Origin of the sequence: Vibrio sp. Y20_XG_PY13 (assembly GCF_024181925.1) — a bacterium.
In the GTDB taxonomy this organism is placed as follows: Bacteria; Pseudomonadota; Gammaproteobacteria; order Enterobacterales; family Vibrionaceae; genus Vibrio; species Vibrio parahaemolyticus.
Map to the genome: position 1 here is coordinate 534,566 of NZ_JAMZAL010000001.1, position 20,899 is coordinate 555,464.

Genomic DNA, 20,899 nt, shown 5'->3' on the forward strand with positions numbered 1-20,899 from the left:
CGAGATTGGGGTCGTCCCCGAGAAAAGATAGAGCGGTGAGGTCGTCCTCACTTCTGTGTGGCCCTCGAGTATAATCAAAAATTCGTATGAGAAAAATAAGGCTCTGAGAATTTCAGAGCCTTAGGAAATATGCTTTGTCGCTATTGTTTGAGAATGACAAAAGTTTGCCCATCACTCAGCGCGAAGCTTACCGAACCAGTTTTTTTATCAATACCCGATTTACTACACTCGCTATCATTGCTACATGAATCACTAGGGTTGTTGTTCCACACGCCACCAAGCAATCCTGAGCCCGTGACAATCGCCGTCCACGTTTTGCCATTGTTGATGGATTGTGTTGTCACACCGCCAGAAGGTGGTGGGGCTTCTTGTTCTGTATAACTCGCGGTTACACTCACGTTACTGATACCGCTATACGCGTAAACCCCAATATGCCACGTCCCTTCACTTGGCGTAGCAAAACTGCACACTTCGTTACTATTCGAGCTGATAGAGCGACAATCGTAGTTTGACAAACTTGGCGCACTGCCCAACTTAACGTAGAGGTCGGCATCCCCATTTGAACCTGCGGTCGTGATGGTTAAGTCTGAACCGTTTGCTGGCACATCAATAGTGAAGCAGTGCCACTGCCCTGTCGAAGCAGATTCGATATTGCTTGATGTCCCATTACTCAACGACACAGCATCACAAGCGCTTGAAGGTGGTTCAACGACACCACCATCCGTCGACACGCCAACTTGGGCAAAAGCCGCCGTCACATCACTCGCAGGTAAGCTTAAGTCTTGCGCCGCCGCCAATACGCCAGCAGCAGCTGAATCAAACGTCGCACTTGGTGTCCAATAGTTTTGGTTCGCGTGGGCAAATGCCTTGAAGGTGTTTTCGGTGCCCCAACCATAATCGACGGCTAACAGATAAAACGCCTTGTTAAACACACCACTAGAGTAATGAACATCCATACCACTGACATATTGAGACGCGTGGTCAATCGAGCGTCCGTCTAACGGAGGGTTGTCCATGTAACGTAATGCGCCAGTTGGAGACTTACGAATATCAAATCCGACTTTCCAATCGTTTGAACCTCGGGAATAGAACTCTGCTGCTTCGCCGGCCATATCCGAAAACGCTTCATTAATACCGCCAGATTGACCTGAATAAATCAGGTTAGAATTTTGCTCTGTAAACCCGTGGCTGACCTCATGCGCGGAGACATCCAAACTCACTAACGGATAGAAGTAACTCGCTCCGTCGCCGAATGTCATACTCGATCCATTCCAGAAGGCATTTTCATATCGCTTGCGGTAATGGACTCGCATTTGCAGCTGAAACGTCAAGGGAGCAGTATTCAACCAATCTTTGTACATGTCGTATACCACTTTGCCAAAGTAGTGCGCATCGTTTAACGGACTGTACGCGCCGTTAATCTCTTTGATCGTATTCGTTGGACAAGTAAAGGTGTGAACACTACCTGAAGTTCGGCCATCTAGGTTGATGGTTTGGACGATATTAGGCGTATCCATGATACAAGTGCTCCCCGACTGCTGAACAAGTAGCGGGTCGTATTCCTTACCATACTCATAGAAACCAATCTTTTGATTGCCTCCCGGGCCATCTGCTTCTGCATGAGCTAATCCTTCATACTGCAACAGCACTTCACCGGATTTAGCATCCACGAGATAAGTTGGTCTAGTGGGGTTTACCGCTTGTTCAGAATCGGCAAAAAACTGGATCTCATAGGCTAAATGCGCAACGTCTTTGTCATCGATATAAATACGCAATCCCTGTTGTTGATCTTCGATGTGATAGCCAACATCCAAATACGGCTTTTGTACTTTGCTTCTTATTCTTTCAAGGTTGAGCTGAGGAGTCGTGTTAGAAATGTCTTGCCCGATATCATGAACTAACGTACCACCAAAGCGTTTGATTTTCCCTTGTTTATCCCGGTGTAAAACGATCTGTTTCCCCCAGATCGGAATTCCTTTGTAGGTTTGTTGATACCGAACGTGGACATCACCATTTTTGTCTTGGTTGGCTTTAAGCTTTTGAACATTATTGCCCGGCTTTAATCCAAGCGCTTTGGCGACATTTTGGGTCGCGGCAAGGTTTTGCTTTTCGAGAGAAACCACACGTCCATGATTTGGCTCTAATCGCTCCAACTGAGCGGCAGAGAGAGAAGGTGAAACAAGAAGTGGTGACGCCAACACCAAGCCAACTGCGAGCTTGCGCTGATATTTTGATCCTAGATCCATCGGTAAGTCCCCTATTTTGCACAAATAGCAAAGCCAAACTGACAGATTTTATGCGCCGAATAATCCCTTAACAGGACGTTAGGCTTATTGATCTTATTCTGTTCATTGAGTCTAGCACAGGAATTTATAGACCTTATGGATGAGTTTATGGCGATTCAACGCTCTCGACACATGCCTTTAACAATTTGCATATAACCTTTTGATGTTGAAACTGTCGCATTTATTGCACAAATCACACAAAAATTGATTGTATATGTAATTATGCAAACGTTTGTGTGACTCATATCGCTTACAAATATTACTGATGTTATTAATATTTGCCCGAATCAATTATAAGGTATGACGTACCCATGAAAACAATTAAAACTTCTCTCGCTCTCCTTATCGGTGCCGCTTTACTGACTGGCTGCAATGACGACGACACGAAATACGTAAACGTTCAGCCAACTGAAGTAAAGATTGCCACCTACAACCTCTCTTTTGACCGCGCGACCTTCGAAGCTTTAGTAAATGAAATGCAAATTGAACCAGCACAGCAAACTGCATTGGTTAAAGCCTATTTAGACGGCTCCATCGCAACTGAAGACAAAACCACTGCGGAAAAAGTCATTCAAATTCGCAACGTTGCTGCGATCATTCAAAAGAATCGCCCTGATGTACTGATGATGGCGGAATACAACAACGACGGAACAGGCGAAGACAAAGCAGCCCTTGAAGGCTTCCAAAAGAACTACCTGTCTGTTGCACAAAGCCTCGATGGCGCGGGCGGAGAAGCAAACCTCGAACCTATCGAATACCCTTATGCAGAGTCTTACTCTACCAACACAGGTTTGTTGAGCGATTTTGACCTCGACAACAACGGCACTGCCGGCCAAATGCCGGGGGATGCATGGGGCTTTGGCATGTACCACGGCCAATACGCCTTTGCCCTAATGTCTAAGTACAAAATTGATACGGCAAATACACGAACCTTCCAAGAGTTTAAATGGAAAGATTTAGAAGGCGCGAAAATCCCAACCATTACTATCTGTGACGGCTCACAAAAAATTCCAGACGGCATGAAGTGTGGCGATGAGTGGTACTCTGCAGAGGAATGGGCTCAAGTACGCCTCTCTTCTAAAAACCACGTAGATGCACCAATTATCATCCCGACCAACAATGGTAATGAGGTTGTTCATCTTCTGATGTCGCACCCTACACCACCAGTTTTCGACCCAGGTAAAAACCAAGCGCAAAACGCAGCGGAAGTGGAATTTTGGCACCATTACATCCAAGGAAAAGAATTTTTCTACGACGATGCAGGTAAACAAGGTGGCTTGGCGAGCGGTGCTAAATTCGTCATGATGGGCGACCAAAACCTCGATCCAGTTGCTGGCGATGGTATTAGCTCTGTCATGCAAGATCTGCATAGTGATCCGCTGGTTAACCAAGACGTGATGGACGGCAACCTGTACCCAACAAGCTTTGGCGCAGCTGAACACGCCGTTGAAAAGAGCTCAACTCACCCATATCCGAACCGTATCACTTCAACATTTGGTTTAGGTGTAGACTACGCCTTGCCTTCTGCAAACTTAAACGTGGTTGATTCCGGCGTTTACTGGTCTGCATCTTATGAAGAAGGTCGTAAACTGTTTAACGATTCGCGCATCGGCAAATACGGTAATGGCAAAGATGTTTCATCTGACCACCGCATGATCTGGATTAAAGCGCAGTTCTAAGTAACTTCATAAACAACAAAGCCTCGGACATTTCCGAGGCTTTTTTCATTCGATTCATATATCTAACTCATATCCTTACCAACGATAAGTGATAGAGATACCCGCATCCTCGCTGATCACCCAAGGTACAAGCTGTACATTTTCGTCATACGCATCAGTAAAAATATAAGCACTCAACGTGCCTATAGCCGCGCCTGCCAACACGTCTCGCCAGTAGTGTTTCTTGGCTTCAACACGGCCGACGCCCACTAACGCTGCCATGCTGTATGCAGGAAGTCCGGCTTCCCATCCATAACGCAAGTAAAGGTTGGTCGCAGAAGCAAATGCGTTTGCAGTGTGGTTGGATGGAAAGCTGTCGTTGTCACTTTTATCTGGGCGTTCTGCATCGATGGTCTTTTTACCAATCAAACCAACACCAGAAGCAGTGCCAATGCTCAATCCTGCTTGCCAGAACCCTTCCCAATCGCCTTTATAAGCTGGCACAGCTGCAGCGGTTGCCACTAAACCGTAAGTGCCAACATCCGTTAGAACGTCCCAGTCTTTTTCGCTCATCGCCTTAACCGACTGACAGCACAGTAAAGATGCCACACCTACTACACGTATTGTTTTCTTCATTAATACAACCAATTACATTTAAACCGCGCGCAAGTTATCACACTTGTTGGTTTTATTCGATAAGGCAAACACCCTAATAGCGTGTAGAGATAGGAAACCTGAAGATAAAAAAAAGCCAACCACAAGGTGTGTGATTGGCTGTATATACTTGTGAACAATTGGGTTCACTAACAACGTCAGTTGGCTAGGTGACCCTCGGCTTAGAAAGGGTCAATAGTACTAAAGCATGAGGCGTGCCAACTTTAAAGCGCATAGAAACAGGCTGATATTTAATCAATTTCATTAAAACTTCATCAATAGCGACTATTTGCTCACAGTTTCCATTGCAATTTGCAAACTCGATTTAGCAATTCGCAAACAGATTCGCGCTGTAGGAACTTATTAGACTTACCACAATTTTCCGTAAGGGAAGTAAAACATATTCAAAACCACAAGAGACACAATCACGAGAAACGTCAGCTGCATACCCTTCACTCTTCCTTTAAAACTCTCTTGTAGGATACCTCTGGCATGAATGATGCGGCCAATTACAAAGATAATACCGGTAAGATGAATCCAAATGGGTGCTGCGCCGTTAAACTCTAACAACGCCATAAGAATTAGCGTAATGGGTATGTATTCGCTTGCGTTACTTTGTGCGCTGCGGGCAATTTGCAGTGCTTCTACGCCGCCATCTGCGTACGCAACCTTGTTAAGGCGCCTTTGTTTGATGACTTGAAACGCTAACCAAACTAAAAGTAGAGCCAGAATACTGGCATAAAGTGCAGTGATCATGTTGAGTCCTTTCTATTCAGATACCTATCCACTATACCTAAGTAACTTCAAGATGCCGAATAATGAAAAACATCGCTATTCATAACTTGAATTTCAGTGATAAAAAAAGCGCTCGACTGAGCGCTTTTATGTTTGGTTTTACTTGGATGCACGATGAACTAAAACGAACGTGGTTTGGCCCAAACTTGGTTTAAACCGGATTCGACCTACACCGAATGATTAGCCAACCTTTTGCGCTTTATTCCTTTCGCAACGCCTTCGAAGATCGTGAGCAACAAACCCACCCAGATAAAGGCAAACGTAACCGCTTTAACGTCATCGAACAGCTCCCCAAAGAACACGACAGCAAGAATAAACTGCAAGCTCGGCTCTATGTATTGCATCAAACCAACCGTCGATAAGTTTGTAATACGAATCGCGATTGAGTAGAAGATCAAAGGCAGAATCGTGATTGGCGCGCTGCCGAAGTAAAGCAATAAGGTTGTCGTATCAACGGAAGAAGCAAGCTCGCCTGTCGTCCATTGTTTGAACAGCAAATATCCCAACGCAAACGGCGCAAGAACAAGCGCTTCAATAAACAATGTTGTGCTCCAATCGTAGTTGATTTTCTTTTTGTAGAGTCCATACAGCGCAAAGAAAAGCCCCATTGTTAAGGCAACAAACGGTAGCTGCCCGTATTGAAACACTTGGTATAACACGCCACAAGTTGCGAGCAATATTGCAATTAATTGCCCCTTAGAAAGCTTATCTCCCAAAACAAATACACCTAAAGCGACAGACACAAGTGGCCCGATGAAAAAGCCCAAGCTTGCATCAATCACTCGATGGTGAGTCAATGCCCACGTAAATGCACTCCAAGAAATACACATTAGGCTACTTGCCACAAAGGTATACCAAAGAGACTTTTTATCTCGCCACACCTGTGACCAATTTGGCCAATGGCGAGTCACCGCGTAGACGATAAGAATCCCTACGGGTACCGAGCCAATAATGCGCCATGCCAGCAACTCATCCATTGCAGCATTAGGAAGAAAACGGTAGTAAACCGGCAGTAATCCCCAAATAACGAAGGATAACGCAGCCATAAAATTGCCGTAGTGACGATGATTCATAGGCTATTGCTCATTGAGATGAAGAAAAAGTGACGCGATTTTATAGCGCAAAAGGCGTTTGTAAAGTGATTATCATCGCGCCTAATTGTTACAGGTTCAGCCCTTGTACGACTGCCGTAAAGCCACTAACAAAACACAGCAGTAACGCACCAAAACGAATCTTTTCTTTCGGCAGCGATTGCGTCGTTTTCATCGCCAGCCAATACCCTAGCCCGGCAGCTGGTAACAACGGAATCGTAATCACAAGATGGTGCAACGTAAAGAAGCCCGCTGGGATTTGAACCACCAGAGAGATGATAGAACTGAATACGAAAAATGCCGACAAGTTACCACGTAACTGATTCGCTTCTTGATGTTGCAATAGCAATGCCATCGGAGGGCCACCGATTGCCGAGCTGGTACCAAACAAACCGGAGAAAAATCCAGCTAACGTCATACGCTGAGGTGTAGGTTCAATACGAAACGGAAGCACACTGACGATAACCGCGAACAGAACGAGTAAACCGATCCACAACGTCAGTGCTTGAGTGGAGACAAAGAACAGCATGAAGCCACCAGCAATAGAGCCGGGAACTCGGCCAATCAATGCCATTTTTAAACCACCGATTTCGACGCTACTGCGGTGTTTCAGCGCATTCATGATCGAAATAAACAACGCGACCAAACAGATAGGTGCAGGCACATATTCGGGCGCCCATAGAATGAGCAATGGCGCGGCCACAATGGCTAAGCCAAAACCAATCGCAGTTTGGACAAAAGAACCGAGAAAAATCAGTCCCATCGCAAGCAAGTTAACCGAATCAAATTCCATCTAGATTGTTCTTATATTCAGATGATCAATAAGGGCGCTAGACTTATCGCATTTCGAGATAGTTGCCTAACCCCGCCTTGCGTAGCATTCCTCAATGACCATGAAAAGACAATCTATTTGTCTGTTTTTAGACAACATTCATTTTCGCTAACCTCACTACCAACGTAAGGCTTTTCTTACAGAAAACTGAATGCACTGTACACCAAAACAACACATATGCCGTTGATAAAATCATCAAAATGATTGATGTCGAGCTCTAGCGCTTTATTTTGCATCGCTCTATAATGCTGACCCTTTTATCAATACTGTACTTATTTCCACAACAAAAAAGCGTACAGTTATTTACTTTTTTACCTTTAACTTGCTGTGAAAATAATATGAAAAAACAGACTGGATTTACTCTGATTGAGTTAGTAGTGGTGATTGTGATACTCGGCATTCTTGCTGTCACCGCCGCACCACGTTTTTTAAACTTACAAAACGATGCTCGCGAAGCCCGCTTAGAAGGTATGAAAGGCGCAATTGCGTCGGCGTTGGGGATCGGATATGGAAAAATGGCGATCGTAGGATTAGAGCATTATCCATACATTTCAAACAAACACACAGACGCGGGATCAGGTAAAGGCCCAGAAAGTCTTCCTTTCCCAGGTTGCAATCTTAATGGTTCTAAGAGCTGTACATTTAGATATGGATACCCAGATGCGGATGAAACTAGCTTAGCCGTACTCGTTGCTGAGCTAGATAATCAGTATGGAACAAGTGATTGGAAAGTAACCCAATCACAGGAAAAAATTGAAGTCGTAATTTCCGCTAGAGACGACAAAAATAGTAGCTTAACCCAGTGCGGTATTTTGTATGCTCCGCCAACTACATCAAACGAAAGCTATAAATTAGAAATTCTTCCTTGCCCATAACCAAATAAGGCTGCCAACCGGCAGCCTTATTACTTTTAACTCTGTGCTTGATGAGCGATACGCAAATTAAGCGAATACGTATTTATCCATCATATTCACCATACGACCAATTTCTGGCTTGGTAATGGTGTCATTAGCGCCAAGCGACAGCGCTTTTGCTCGGTTATCTTCACTCATTAGTGACGAGAACATGATGATTGGCATTTGGCGGAACGCTTCGGTTTCACGCAACCTTTTCACTAAGTGCATGCCATCCATTCGAGGCATTTCTACGTCCGTCACAACCGCATCCAGCAGTTCTCGCACTGGTAGCTGTTCTTCTTTCGCAACTTCAATCAGGCTCATCAATTTCTCATGCGCTTCACCACCATCTTTACAGGTGATAACGTTGTAACCTGACGACGCCAAAGTATCTTGAATCAGAGAACGGATGAACGCTGAATCGTCCACAACCATGATGGTTTTCGCGTTACGCTTACCAACCATGCGCTGGTTCAAATCAACAGATTTATCCACTTTCACGTCGTATTTTTCCATACTCAGCTCAGGGTTAATGTCTGCAATGATCTTTTCAAAGTCGAGGATCATAATCAGGTTGCCATCTTTGCGAACGACCGCCACAACACAATCCTGCTCACCGGCTTCTAAAAACTGACTTGGCGATTCCACATCATTCCATGAAATACGGTGAATACGTGAAATGCTGTCGATTAGGAAGCCATTGGTCATCTTGTTGAAATCGGTAACGATAACAAACTTGCGCTCAAGGTCTTGTCGCGTAGGGACACCTAACCAACCAGCCAAATCGACTAAAGGCGTTAGGACATCGCGAGATGAGAACACACCAATCATATGAGGTTGCGCGTTCGGATAATCTGTCGTCTCAGGCACGCGAATCACTTCACGTACTTTGGCAACGTTAATACCGTAATAACAGGTTTTGGTGCTGCCGTCTGGCAATTGTTTTTCTAGGTGAAACTCAATAATTTCGAGTTCATTGGTACCACTTTCAGTCAAAATGGTGCTGGTTACGTTACTCATAGACCCAATATCCAAAAAACGCGTCAAGAAAAGGCTTGATGCAATACCGTAAAGAACTTCTTCCTACGGCAAAAAATCCAAGCGTCCTTTTTAGTCTTTACGACTGTGTTTGTAAACCTTCAAAAGGACGATTACTGCACACTTCCATCTCAAACAGTGAAAATATGTCTCAATTTTGAACAAGACTTCGGTAGAGATTCTACTCTCCCACCTTCGTTACGTTCTATAGCGGCCATAACACTGAAAAGTTTAGGAATAATTTGAGCGAATGCTTTATGCCACAAGCAAAGTTACAACGCAGAAGATAGCAATAAAATGCCACTCATTTCTAACATGAAGAAATTTGAAACGCAGCTATCGAGTGTAGTGCAGCAACCTCTTCCTTATTGGCTTCCTATTTTGATGTAAGAAAAGCCTCACAACTACAACAAAACATTAGATATCAATAATTTAGAATTAGTTTAAAAACAGCCCTATACTTGACCCGTTTCTTAAAATTAATAACTATTTATCTGTTCTTAATCAATAACAAACGATGCTCCACTTATATGAATTCAGGCTCTTCTCTACATACTCAATGGTTAACTCACTTTCCAGCCGATATGCAACACCACATGGCAACGGTGTATCTGGAAACCATGACAGAAGATCTCGAAGTGTTAAAAGCGCATCTACAAGAACCAAAACATTCACTCCAGACCGTGCACAAGATTAAAGGCGGGCTCGCACAAATAGGCTTAGAGCATATTCATCAATCCGCTTTATTGACCGAACAATTAGGCCGATCTGATTCCCCCCTTTATCAAACGGCGTTAGAGAAACTCATCACCGATCTAGAGCTAAGCATTGAAGACGTTCATCATTGGGTTACTCAACATACGTAAAGCGATTCTCTTCCCTCAAAAAAACCTCAAGAGAAGCATTTAAGCTTCCGCTGCATTGAATTTTCTTACACGCTTTGACTGCACAAGGATTAACCCATGAGTTTTGACCGTAATCTGTGTAAAGTTCTGGTCGCTGACGATTCCAGACTGGTTACGAGCAGCGTGACCGCGATACTTCGACAACTCGATTTAAGTGACATCTATTACGCTTATAAACCTTTTGAGGTCATCAATCTTTGTAAGCAAATGCATTTTGATTTGGTGATTTGTGACTACAACTTTCAAACTCAGCTCAATGGCTTTCAGTTGTTAGAAGAGTTAAAGCACGCGCAAATTCTGCCTGCACATACAACGTTCGTCTTTTTGACCGGAGAAAATGATCACAAAATCGTTCGTTCAATAGTGGACTGCGACCCTGATGACTACTTGCTAAAACCGTTTAATCACACCTTTTTTCGCAACCGACTGCTGTCAGCCATGAAACGCAGAAGCGTGCTACTACCGATTTACGAAAAACTGCGTGAGATGGACTTTGAAGGCGTGATTGAAGCCACCGATACCCTTCTTCCCTTTCATCCCGAATATTCAAAACTGATCAGACGTTACCGTGCGCATGCAATGGTGCAAAACAAACAGTTTTCTAGCGCCCGTAGCGAATACGAAAAGTTACTCAAAGAAGACAATTTTGACTGGATTAAAACTGCACTCGCCAACACGCTAATTGAGACCGATGACTTAGAAAAAGCACAAGAAGTTCTGGAAAGCTTGAGCAGTAAAAAAGAGAACCCCTACTATCACGATGAAATGTCTAACATGGCGGTACTGAGTGAAGACATTCCTAAAGCGATCAAACACCTTAAGCAATCGACTATGTTGTTGGATGCTGGTTCTGAGCGTGAACTGGTGATCACCAACCTCTCTTTAGCCAGCGAATCTTACGATGACGCGGTCACTTACATTAAGCGCTACTACGAAAAAAACGAAAATACCTTCCGAGGTGGCATCTTCACCAAACTGAATTTTGTGCGCTGCCACTTATACCGAGCGCTCAATGCACCTTCAAATCAATGCTTTGAAAACCTTCTGTTTGGATTAAACCCACTGATTGGTGAAATAGAGAAGAACTCGCAATTCAAAGCCCAATTTGCATTGATTGACGCGCACATCGCACTGATTCGTGGTGATTTAAAAGCCGCTATTTCTCAAGTCAGAGCCGTACTAGCCAGCAATCAACTGTCGCACTTCTATGATCTTTACCATCTGTGCGTACTGCTCGAACGTTGTTCATTTTTAAGTGAAATGAAATCGATGTTGCCACGTGCTCGCCGAGCCATTGCCGAGGCGCAGCATCCAAGTATTTTCCGAAGCCAAGTGCACATGCTCAAAAGCCTGGAAGTGCGCCTGCAAGAATCGCAGACCAAAATCGAGCAAATCCGAAGACAAATTACCGCTCAGAAGTCGATTTCTACCTCCTCAATCACACCGCACTTTGATCGCTACTTTCAACTGCACGACCTTCTTCCTCACTCTAAGAAAATCTGTTTAGCGATTGTGAGGTTAGCCTCACTTCGCCCATTTGAGTATCGCGGCGAATACGCAATTTATCGTAAGCTCGAGCATTGTGACCGCGTAATACGAAACTTGTGTGATAACCGAGAATTACAATCCATTAAATACAACAACATGTATCAATATGCGAAACAGAACATCACGGTCAGCAATGGATGAATTAACGTTTTCTGTTTGTTAGTTTTCTGTCAGAGCGTGTTTTTACACAATTTTCTCATCGTTAAGTGTTTCAATGGCTGCCGCCAACATTCCAAAAAATAAGACACTGATTTTCATTTTTGGAAAGAGTCATTTTCCTTCCTCTCAGCAAGGTTTTTCCTACAATCCTACTCATCCAATCGAGCTGTTGCCTGACAGCGTACTAGTTGAAATATTAGATGAGGTTCACTTTGAATAACGTTCTTATTATCGACGACCAGCCATTGTACAGCGAAGCGCTTGCTTCTCTTGTTGAAAATGCAATCAACACAGCTGAAGTAATCCAAACCACTGACAGTGCGGAAGTAATGGAGCTCGTTCGAAGTCAAAGGATTGATTTGATTATTTTAGACGTAGTGCTTGGCGACCGAGATGGTATGCGTTTAGCCAAAAACATTTTAGCGACGGGCTATCGTGGACGACTGTTGTTTGTCTCTTCACGTGACTACTCTAGCCTTTCTAAAGCCGCTTACGAAATGGGCGCTAACGGCTTCTTAAACAAGAATGAAGCAAGAGAAACTATCGCCGATGCGATTGTGAGTGTGTCTCGCGGTTACTCGATGTTTAAGTCGACTCTCACGCCATCATCGGGTGATGTGACGCTATCAAACCGCGAAGCTATGGTGTTCCATTACTTAGCGCAAGGCTACTCAAATAAGAAAATTTCTGAGCAGCTTTCACTGAGCGCTAAAACGATCAGTACCTACAAAACACGTATCTTGAAGAAGTACCACGCAGACTCATTGATTGAGCTGCTGCATACTATCCCTCAGTCAGAAAACATTCAGTTTTGCCGCTAAGCACTGAGAATTAAGCACTCATGTATTTTGCAATGGCGCCAGTTAACAGCTGGTGCATTGCATCATGCCGATGACTTTGCTTCATTTGCACCACAATCTTGGGCCAACCATTCGGGTAGTAAGATTCCGGTACTCGTATAAAGTTGTACCCTTCTATTGGCGCTTGATACTCAAGTAACACCGTTGCCGCACTCTTTTGCTTAATTAGCTTCAACACGCTGCTGACATTATCTAACGCTGCAATTCGGTTGATCACCATACCGTGACTCTCCATTGCGCGCTTGGCAAGCTGCTCTTTCTCTTTCCAGCCGATGATTTCTAACATGATGAATGGTAATTGTGCAGCTTCTTCAAGAGTTGTAATCCCCAACTCTTCCGGAACCACAACCACTGCGGGTGCATAACCAATGAATTTCTGATGGACAGATTTCGGTAAGTCATCGTTAAAGTAATGAAGCTGCGCATCCACCTTGCCTAGGATGATCTCTTCAACCGTGTACTCAGTAATGGTGGCCACTGAAATGTGTGCTTTAGGGAACAGCTCCATCAAATCCATTGCGAGCAAGTGACCAAATGAGTATTGAGCGGTTTGCGGTAAACAGACTGTGATGTCTTTTTCGTAGTTTTCTGGCTCAAACTCACCACTGATTAAGCAAGTTTCAAGCTTTTCCAACGCGTCGGCAATTTTAGGCAGTTGACGCTTTAAATAGTCCGTCGGCTCCATGTGGTGAGGATGTCGGATAAAGAGCTCATCGTTAAGCTGAAGTCGTAATCGGGCAAGGTATTTACTGATGGACGCTTCACTTTTCCCCATCGCTTTTGCAACGGGCTTGAGTTGGCGGTGCTTATCCAATAAGACAAGAATTTTGAGTAGGTTTAAGTCGAGATCTTTGTTCACACGCGACACCAGATGTAAGGTCAGAAAATAATTAGAGCAGCCATTGTCTGCTGGCTGCTCTAATATAAAAGACCACTCTTTCTGTTTGGTCAAATTAATCAAACAGTTATGTCATGGTTATGTCCAATCACTTGGCATTTTTATCAATAAAACTATTACTTACTGTGATTGTTGTCTGCGTTTTTTCATCTCATAGAGATCTTCATCTGCTCGAACGATAACATCTTGCAGTGATTCGTGTGATTCGTTTGCCGCAACGCCAGTGCTTACGCTAACTTCAATGTCTAACGTTTTAAGTCGGTTGTCTTTGACAACGCTACGTAACTTTTTCGCCAACATCGAAGACTGACTGATGCTGCACCCCGGCAAGATTGCGATAAACTCATCGCCCCCAGTTCGGACGAGATAATCGCTGGTTCTGAACACTTTACGCATCGCATCGGCAATGATCTCGATAACCTCGTCCCCAACGTGATGACCATAGCGATCATTAATTCGCTTGATCCTGTCGCCATCAATGGCAATGACGGAATAAGGGGCCGTTTTCAAGCGGCGTTTGAATTCGCTATCTTTGAAGACCCTGCGGTTAAGTAACCCAGTTAAATCGTCTTTTGTCACATTCGTCAGTGCCGTCGCCAGACGAAGTTTGCTCTCTTTGGATTCATGCGCTTTGTTGTAATACGCCAAGGTTGCCAAAAAGAAAATAACAAACAGAAAGCTGTAATCCACCATCACTTTACTGAACGGGTACATGTAGACAATCAAGTTGTTGTTGTCTGCCACAAAAGATTGGGTGTACGCGAACGATGGCCACGGATAACCTGAAAAATAGATCACCATTTGTTTGTTACCATTGGAGATCTGTACGTCGACGGCTTTCCCTTCGTTATAAAGTGATGAAAGATAGAGCTGTTCTGAAAACTCGCCGACTAACTCACCTTGGAAATAAACCGGGCTCATGATGCTTATTGCCATGTCATCCGAGTAGGTGGTTTTAAACGGCAGAGAAAACAACACGCGATCAGTCAGTTGCTCTTTCCACGCAGCCAGAACGCAAGAGTAGTTGCTCTTGCACCAATCGACATCGAATGTGGCCTTCACACCTTCTAACGCTTTGATTGGTCGCTCTAAAATCAACTTGCTCCCAGTATAAGAGCGAAAGTACATAATGGCATTTTGTCGATTAAACGCATTTGATAAATACGCTTCGGCTTGATGCAGCGATTTGCGTGCGACGGCTTCAACGTAATTCAGCTTTTCGTACGGTGACAGCGAGTAAATCGCGTCTTGGAAGCTGAACTCAGTTTGAGCTTCCACTTCATCCACGCTCAAGCCTTTGTATTGTTCAAGCTTCGCTTCCGTCAGCAGCCCCATTAAAATGACTTTTTGCTTTATTTTGGCTAGGTTATTTGCGTAGGTGTTGAACTGCTTTACTTCATAAGAAATCAACACAGCGCCTATCATCATTGTTGAAGTCGCAAACAGTAACGTCGCCACAAAGAAAGACAGCGCGATGCTTTTAAATGTCATGGTGTCTCCTTAGGTCCCTGCTACTCTCGTTAGCTCGACAATGTTCTTTACGTTAAATTTATCCAGTACGCGGCGTTTATAAGTGCTGACGGTTTTATCGCTAATCGACAACACAGACGCGATATCTCGATTGGACTTGCCTTGCAGCAAATACTTCATCACGGCACTTTCTCTGCTCGAAAGTTGCGGCATTTCTCTGACTTCGTTCGCGACTTGCTTAAATTTAAAGAAGGTATAGCCCTTCACCACCGCTTCGATAGCGTCTTTCAGAATGTCGTGATTTTCCGATTTGCACACATAACCATCTGCGCCAGATCGAAACGCCATTTGACTGTACATTTGGCTGGTTTCCGCCGAGAAGAAAATGACCTTGCCTTCATAACCGTGGGATTTGATGCGTTTGTAGAAATCAAAGCCGTCGCAATCGGCCAAGTTCACATCCAAAATCAGCAGTTCAATGTTGCTCTCTTTTAATGTCTTAAATGCAGACTTTGCTGACGTTGCGGTAAACACTTCATTGGTCATCCCCAGCTCTTTCAGTAAGGATTTGATTGCAACGCAAACTAGAGGGTGATCATCAAAGATCAAACAATTCATTTTATTCATATCTTTCATTCAGTATGGTTATTGCTTCTAAAGGCATGGGTTTGTCGATGTAGAAACCTTGGCAAAGGTCAATTCCGTATTCACGCATCACTTGAAGCGTGACTTCATCTTCAATTCCTTCCGCGACGAGCCGTATGTTCAAACTTTTCGCCAGCGCACAGATGGCGACAACAATGTTGCGTTTTTTCATATCGCACTCGACGCCTTGCACAAACGAGCGATCTATTTTGAGCTCGTTGAACGGCAGTTGAGCCAGTTTTTCAAACGTCGATGAGCCTGTGCCAAAGTCATCAATTGAGACGGTGACGCCGTTCATTCTTAGCTTGAGTAAGTTCTTGTACAGAGATGCACTGGTTTGAAACGTGTCGCGCTCTGTAATTTCAATGGTGATTTGAGAGGGTTCAATCTCGTTCTCAAGGCATTGCTGCAAAAAGCGATGTGAAAATTCCGGATCTTCCAAGTTTTCATGATCAACATTGATGGATACTTTTTGCGTCAAACCCCGATGCTTGATGTCATAAATCGCGTTATTCAAGACGGCTTGGAACAACTCGGCAGAGAGATGGCAACGTTCAACAATCGGCAGAAAGTGGTAAGGCGACAACACACCATAAATCGGATGACTCCAACGCGCGAGCGCTTCATACCCAAGCACCTCTCCACTTTGCGCATCCACTAGCGGTTGGTAATAGTTTTTCACTCGCCCTTCACCCAACGCGAATAAGAACTCTTGATCTTGCACTTCGATGGGTTGAATAAACGTCGCCTTTTTGGTTTTTTCACCTTTCATTAGGCTCAGCAGTTCAACCACTTGGTTTTCGTCATACGGCTTAGGCAGCTTTCCTAACACCTCAAAGCTAAACCCTTCGCACATGGCACGCACCGCAGAGATGATGGTCAGCTCCATCGCGCTGACTAACACAACTTGTCCTTGGTATTGAATCTGATCGAGCATTTCCATCATGTCGATGCCGTCTTTTCCTGGCATCTGGATATCGCAAAAAATCACATCAAAATGCTGACGTTGCGCACATTGAATCGCATCATCGACACCGTTGAAGGACGTTACTTGCGCGCAATAGCGATTCAATATCTGCGTAAGTATTGTGGTTTGTAGTGGATGGTCATCAATCACCATCACATTAAGCTGTGTATTCATTCATCTCTGCCCAATAGTCTATATTGTCGATCTCCTGCTCGATTCGTAAAATTAACTCCGCGGCTCGCCTGTCAAACTCCGCCGCGGTGACTCGCTCTGCCTCAATGCAAAGCTCAGTCAGCATGCTGATTCCAATTGCCCCAACTGCACCTTTGATGCCGTGGATAACCCGTTTTTTATCTCGCTCAGTAGAGGCAGCTTGTAGGTTTTCAATATCCGTTGCCATAGATTGGCTAAACACACGCGCAATTTCTTTTGCGTCTTGCGTTTTAAAACGCTTAATCCAATCCGGTAATCGGGTCTTTTCTTTCTTGCCAATAAATGGCACCAAAACGGTTTTCAATTTGTTGAGGTCGTAAGGCTTGTAAAGTACATCATCAATACCGATGTCTTGTGTGCGCTCATTGGCAAGGCGAGCATCCTCCGCCGTCACACCGATGATTGGCAGCGATTTGAAACCAGACGCCCTCACATGTTTGATCAGTTCATAGCCATCCATTTCTGGCATGTGAAAATCGGTCAGCAGCAACACGACGTTTTCATCTTGGTTGATGTACTCCCAAGCCTCACGGCCGTTGTTCACAATCACAGGTTCGATACCAAGCTCACGCAGCTGCATTGAAATCACGCTTTGGTTGATTGGGTTATCTTCCGCAACTAATACCGTTCCGAGAATCCACGAAACTTCTTCGGACTTAAGCTCGTCCAACTTGGTCTCTTGCTGCGTTTGGCTAAGCAAATTGAACAGCGCATCTGGGTATTGAAGCTCTCGCAGCGTGAGACTACCGAGAATTTCTCGATCATCGCGCAGCATCACACCATCAAAGCCCGCTTCGTTGTCTTGTGCGGCGTAAAGGTTCGCCATACTTCTTGCCAGTGTTGCTGGCTGCATTTTCCATGCGTCACACCACTGACGAATGCTGAGTGGCAATGCCTCGCTGTAAGTCCAGTTCAAACGCACTTCTGGTTCTGAATCACAACGCTCAATTGGCAATTTGACGGTGATCGTCGTACCCAAACCGAATTGTGAATCGATGCAGAGCACGCCGCCCATACACTCGATCAATCGGTCAACGATGCTCAACCCTAACCCTGTGCCGCCATATTTGCGCGTAATGCTGTCATCCGCTTGAACAAACGGGTTGAGAATGCCTTCGAGTTGACCATCCGTCATACCGATGCCCGTATCTGCAACTTTCAAAATAAGCTGCTTTTCGTGCAGGATGACACTGATTCCGATCTCGCCTTCTGCTGTGAATTTCACGGCATTTGAGAGCAGATTGGTGGTGATTTGCACTAATCTCAGTGCATCGATTTCAATGAACGCATCCGAAAACGGCTTGATCGTAACTTTGTAATCCAAACCTTTCGCAAGCGCTCTTGGCTCGAAGCTTCTAAACACATCGCACAAGGTTTTGAGTAAGTCGGTTTTAGCAGGAGCAACGGTTAACTGCCCTGCTTCCAGCTTTGAGTAATCCAACACTTCGTCGACTAGCACATTCAAATGATTGAGTGATCGCATGGCCTGAGCAATCAACTCGCGATTTGAATCGGCCGTCACTTGGCGATTCAGCAAATCGAGGATGCCGTGCGCCGCCGATAATGGGGTTCTTAACTCGTGACTCATGGTCGCTAAAAAGTTTTCACGGGCGCGCACTGCAGTTTGTGCTTCTTTTTGCGCATCAATTAACGCCTGCTCACGCTCTTTTTGCTGAGTAATGTCTTGAATCACAGTCAGCACAAACTTCTTCTTCCCGCTTGGAGACGCGATGGTTTTTCGCTCTCGATACACATGTTTAATACCGAGTTCGCACCCCGCAGACGCGACCTCTTCCGAGATGCGTTGTCCGCCAATTACAGTGGCCAATTCATCCGAGTTGTTCACGAGAGGCGCATTAGTCGAGCAGCTTTTCAGCTTACATTCTTGGCATTGCTTGCTCTTATAGTTGGCACAGTTGCTCATTTCCAACTGGTTATCTTCACCGTGAATAAACACCAAGCTGTTAATTTCTTGAATGATGCCCATCAGCCATTGTTTTTCCGCTTCTTCATTGTTGGCATTCAGCTCAGCTAATTTCACCTTTAAACGTAGGTGCGCAAGAATGAAATACGCGGCAGCAAACATCAGAGAAAAAGCGACCGCACCTGCCAAGAAAAATTTGGCCATTTGCTCATCGTCGTAGCCATAAACTAGGTTGAAGCTTCGGTGCGAGCGCAGAAGTTTTTCTATCTCATTTGAGTCAATGGTTTCGATGATGCTGTTGAGCATGTGTTGGAGCTGCGTATTGTGTTTTGCAACTGCAAACGCATTCGAGAACGTCAGAACGTCTTGCTCATTGATCACCAAACCATCGACCTGATCTTGCGCAATCATGCTATGAACAACGTCATCAGGAATGTAAGCCACGTCCAAAGCGCCCGATTTCAAATCCGCAAGCAACTGTTTTAAATCGTCATAACGTTCAAAACGGTCCTGTTGCCACACACCTAAGTGCACCAACCCTTGCTTCTTTAAACTCAATAGAATGCCCGCTTTTTCTGGCAAAGACTTGTCGCGTTCGCTCTCTTCTGCTTGGATAGAAACGTAATTGCTGTGCATGAATGGTTTAGTGATCAGCCAGTCTGACTTAGGCACTGGGCCCACATAAGATACCGGGACAATATCGGCATCAAACGCCGTCAACCCATTAGAAAGACTCGACGTCGGTTTCACATAACTAAAGGCCAAACCCGTACGCGACTGAATTAAGTCGATAAAGTCAGGGAAGAATCCGTCCAGCTTACCCGTGTGCGAATCTCGATAGAGAAATGGATACGCTTCATCACTGCTGCTGTACGTGATCGTTAAGTTACTTTTATGATTACGACGGTACGCCACCAGCAACTTGTCGTTGATGTGATACGGGTTTTTTGATGCCACCGAACGAATGTTTTTACCGCTCTGCTCCCATTCAAGAATTTTGTCGATGCTGTCGATCAGTTTCTGGTTGTCTAGTGAGGCGATAAAACTCACCTCCTCTTCTTGCAGCCAATTCGGAATATCGACAATTCCTTTCACAATATCATTAGCATCAAGGTATTCGGTAATGCCCACATAGGTGTAAATCAACGCGTTAGCTTTGCCGCGTCGAACGTCATCAAAAGCTTCTAAACGCGTTTTCACGTAGATAATGTTGTCGATACCCTGCGAGGTTAGATTGTCGCAGTACACGCTGCCTTCCACACACACCCATTTGATATCGCGAATATCACGATCTTTGTAGCTAGCATCACGATACCAAGCAGCGATGGTGCTGGAGAAAAAGGGTTTCGAGAACAGAAAACGCTTCTCTCTTTCTGGCGTTTTGCTAAAACCCACAGCGCCATCAATCACACCGTTTTCAACATCGTTAAGCAACGGCGGAATGTGTTGATAAGCGCGCAGTTCTAGGTTGAGCCCAAGAACCTTAGCGATGTTAGAGAGATAATCGAGGTTGATGCCGTAAAATGGACCGACACTGTCTACAACGGAATTTGAAGAGTCGTTTTGTGTGATAACGCCGACTACGATGCTGTCTTTTGTATTTTCTTTCGCAAGCGCATTAAAGGAAACCGCAAGACTGGTTACGGTTGCGGTAAGTATGATTATTTTTCTTAGAATGCTGAACATAAATGCTTCCTCTAATTGGAAAGCCAGACTAAATTGATCAGCAAAAATGTCAAATTTCGAACTTTAGCGAAATGACAATTAACTATATGTTTTTAATTGATTAATTAAAAATAAGTAAGGACATTCTGACAAGATATTCCACCTTTGACTACACGATATTTGCGTTCAATATCTCAACAGTAAATGTTCTGTGTTTCAGCCAATAAACAACTGAAAAGTTGGAAAACGCGCCATCAGATTATTCTTATGACTTAGCCAGTTGATAAGTCTTGTTTATTTAGTAAAAAGCTCAGCCACAGGTAAAACAGTCCTGTAGCCGAGCTTAATTTTACAACAGACAATCTCAGTTTTGAGGTGCCGTGCTATAACTCAGGG

The 20,899-nt window shown here is 44.5% G+C and carries 17 protein-coding genes; 6 read left to right on the forward strand and 11 right to left on the reverse strand.

Annotated elements, in window-relative coordinates:
* Positions 1–140 precede the first annotated feature (140 nt).
* Positions 141–2,246: a M4 family metallopeptidase gene (locus tag NL646_RS02395; RefSeq protein ID WP_140107522.1), complete on the reverse strand. Its 2,106-nt coding sequence runs from the start codon at positions 2,244–2,246 to the stop codon at positions 141–143.
* Between the two features lie 350 nt (positions 2,247–2,596).
* Here NL646_RS02395 and NL646_RS02400 point away from each other — a divergent pair, with 350 nt between their 5' ends.
* Complete coding sequence (locus NL646_RS02400) at positions 2,597–3,964, forward strand: endonuclease/exonuclease/phosphatase family protein (RefSeq protein ID WP_253663796.1); 1,368 nt, start codon at positions 2,597–2,599, stop codon at positions 3,962–3,964.
* Positions 3,965–4,039: 75 nt separating this feature from the next.
* Here the strand turns inward: NL646_RS02400 and NL646_RS02405 are convergent, their stop codons facing one another.
* The 4 genes from NL646_RS02405 to NL646_RS02420 form a co-directional block, all read right to left on the reverse strand.
* The gene (locus NL646_RS02405) at positions 4,040–4,579 is read right to left on the reverse strand and encodes a phosphatase PAP2 family protein (protein WP_253663797.1); all 540 of its coding nucleotides are present in this window, start codon (positions 4,577–4,579) and stop codon (positions 4,040–4,042) included.
* Positions 4,580–4,966: 387 nt separating this feature from the next.
* Entirely contained in the window at positions 4,967–5,353 is a 387-nt protein-coding gene (locus tag NL646_RS02410; protein WP_005454090.1) for an MAPEG family protein, read from the reverse strand.
* Between the two features lie 206 nt (positions 5,354–5,559).
* A complete protein-coding gene (rarD, locus tag NL646_RS02415; RefSeq protein ID WP_017447640.1) occupies positions 5,560–6,465 on the reverse strand; it encodes an EamA family transporter RarD in 906 nt (301 codons plus the stop codon).
* An 88-nt stretch (positions 6,466–6,553) separates the two neighbouring features.
* Positions 6,554–7,276, reverse strand: a complete 723-nt coding sequence (locus NL646_RS02420; protein WP_005486597.1) for a sulfite exporter TauE/SafE family protein — start codon at positions 7,274–7,276, stop codon at positions 6,554–6,556.
* Positions 7,277–7,653: 377 nt separating this feature from the next.
* Between NL646_RS02420 and mshA the strand changes: the two genes are divergently transcribed.
* Entirely contained in the window at positions 7,654–8,190 is a 537-nt protein-coding gene (gene mshA / locus NL646_RS02425; protein ID WP_017447641.1) for a type IV pilin MshA, read from the forward strand.
* Positions 8,191–8,256: 66 nt separating this feature from the next.
* Here the strand turns inward: mshA and NL646_RS02430 are convergent, their stop codons facing one another.
* Positions 8,257–9,231, reverse strand: coding sequence for a chemotaxis protein CheV (locus NL646_RS02430; RefSeq protein ID WP_005481272.1), 975 nt, complete (start codon positions 9,229–9,231; stop codon positions 8,257–8,259).
* A 548-nt stretch (positions 9,232–9,779) separates the two neighbouring features.
* Between NL646_RS02430 and NL646_RS02435 the strand changes: the two genes are divergently transcribed.
* The 4 genes from NL646_RS02435 to NL646_RS02450 all read left to right on the forward strand — a co-directional run bounded on the left by NL646_RS02435 (position 9,780) and on the right by NL646_RS02450 (position 12,682).
* The gene (locus tag NL646_RS02435) at positions 9,780–10,115 is read left to right on the forward strand and encodes an Hpt domain-containing protein (protein ID WP_253663798.1); all 336 of its coding nucleotides are present in this window, start codon (positions 9,780–9,782) and stop codon (positions 10,113–10,115) included.
* A gap of 96 nt (positions 10,116–10,211) precedes the next feature.
* Positions 10,212–11,843, forward strand: coding sequence for a response regulator (locus NL646_RS02440; RefSeq protein ID WP_005486537.1), 1,632 nt, complete (start codon positions 10,212–10,214; stop codon positions 11,841–11,843).
* Positions 11,844–11,916: 73 nt separating this feature from the next.
* Positions 11,917–12,081, forward strand: a complete 165-nt coding sequence (locus NL646_RS02445; protein ID WP_005454149.1) for a hypothetical protein — start codon at positions 11,917–11,919, stop codon at positions 12,079–12,081.
* Entirely contained in the window at positions 12,074–12,682 is a 609-nt protein-coding gene (locus NL646_RS02450) for a response regulator transcription factor (RefSeq protein ID WP_253663799.1), read from the forward strand. The genes NL646_RS02445 and NL646_RS02450 overlap by 8 nt, the downstream gene beginning before the upstream one ends.
* Before the next feature lie 10 nt (positions 12,683–12,692).
* Here the strand turns inward: NL646_RS02450 and NL646_RS02455 are convergent, their stop codons facing one another.
* The 5 genes from NL646_RS02455 to NL646_RS02475 all read right to left on the reverse strand — a co-directional run bounded on the left by NL646_RS02455 (position 12,693) and on the right by NL646_RS02475 (position 20,524).
* A complete protein-coding gene (locus tag NL646_RS02455; RefSeq protein WP_005486496.1) occupies positions 12,693–13,580 on the reverse strand; it encodes a LysR family transcriptional regulator in 888 nt (295 codons plus the stop codon).
* Positions 13,581–13,739: 159 nt separating this feature from the next.
* Positions 13,740–15,110, reverse strand: a complete 1,371-nt coding sequence (locus NL646_RS02460) for a GGDEF domain-containing protein (protein ID WP_005486479.1) — start codon at positions 15,108–15,110, stop codon at positions 13,740–13,742.
* Positions 15,111–15,119: 9 nt separating this feature from the next.
* The gene (locus tag NL646_RS02465; protein ID WP_005481323.1) at positions 15,120–15,716 is read right to left on the reverse strand and encodes a response regulator transcription factor; all 597 of its coding nucleotides are present in this window, start codon (positions 15,714–15,716) and stop codon (positions 15,120–15,122) included.
* The gene (locus NL646_RS02470; protein WP_005454249.1) at positions 15,709–16,875 is read right to left on the reverse strand and encodes an EAL domain-containing protein; all 1,167 of its coding nucleotides are present in this window, start codon (positions 16,873–16,875) and stop codon (positions 15,709–15,711) included. Before NL646_RS02470 ends, NL646_RS02465 begins: the two co-directional genes overlap by 8 nt.
* Positions 16,859–20,524, reverse strand: coding sequence for a transporter substrate-binding domain-containing protein (locus NL646_RS02475; protein ID WP_253663800.1), 3,666 nt, complete (start codon positions 20,522–20,524; stop codon positions 16,859–16,861). Before NL646_RS02475 ends, NL646_RS02470 begins: the two co-directional genes overlap by 17 nt.
* Positions 20,525–20,899: the final 375 nt, after the last annotated feature.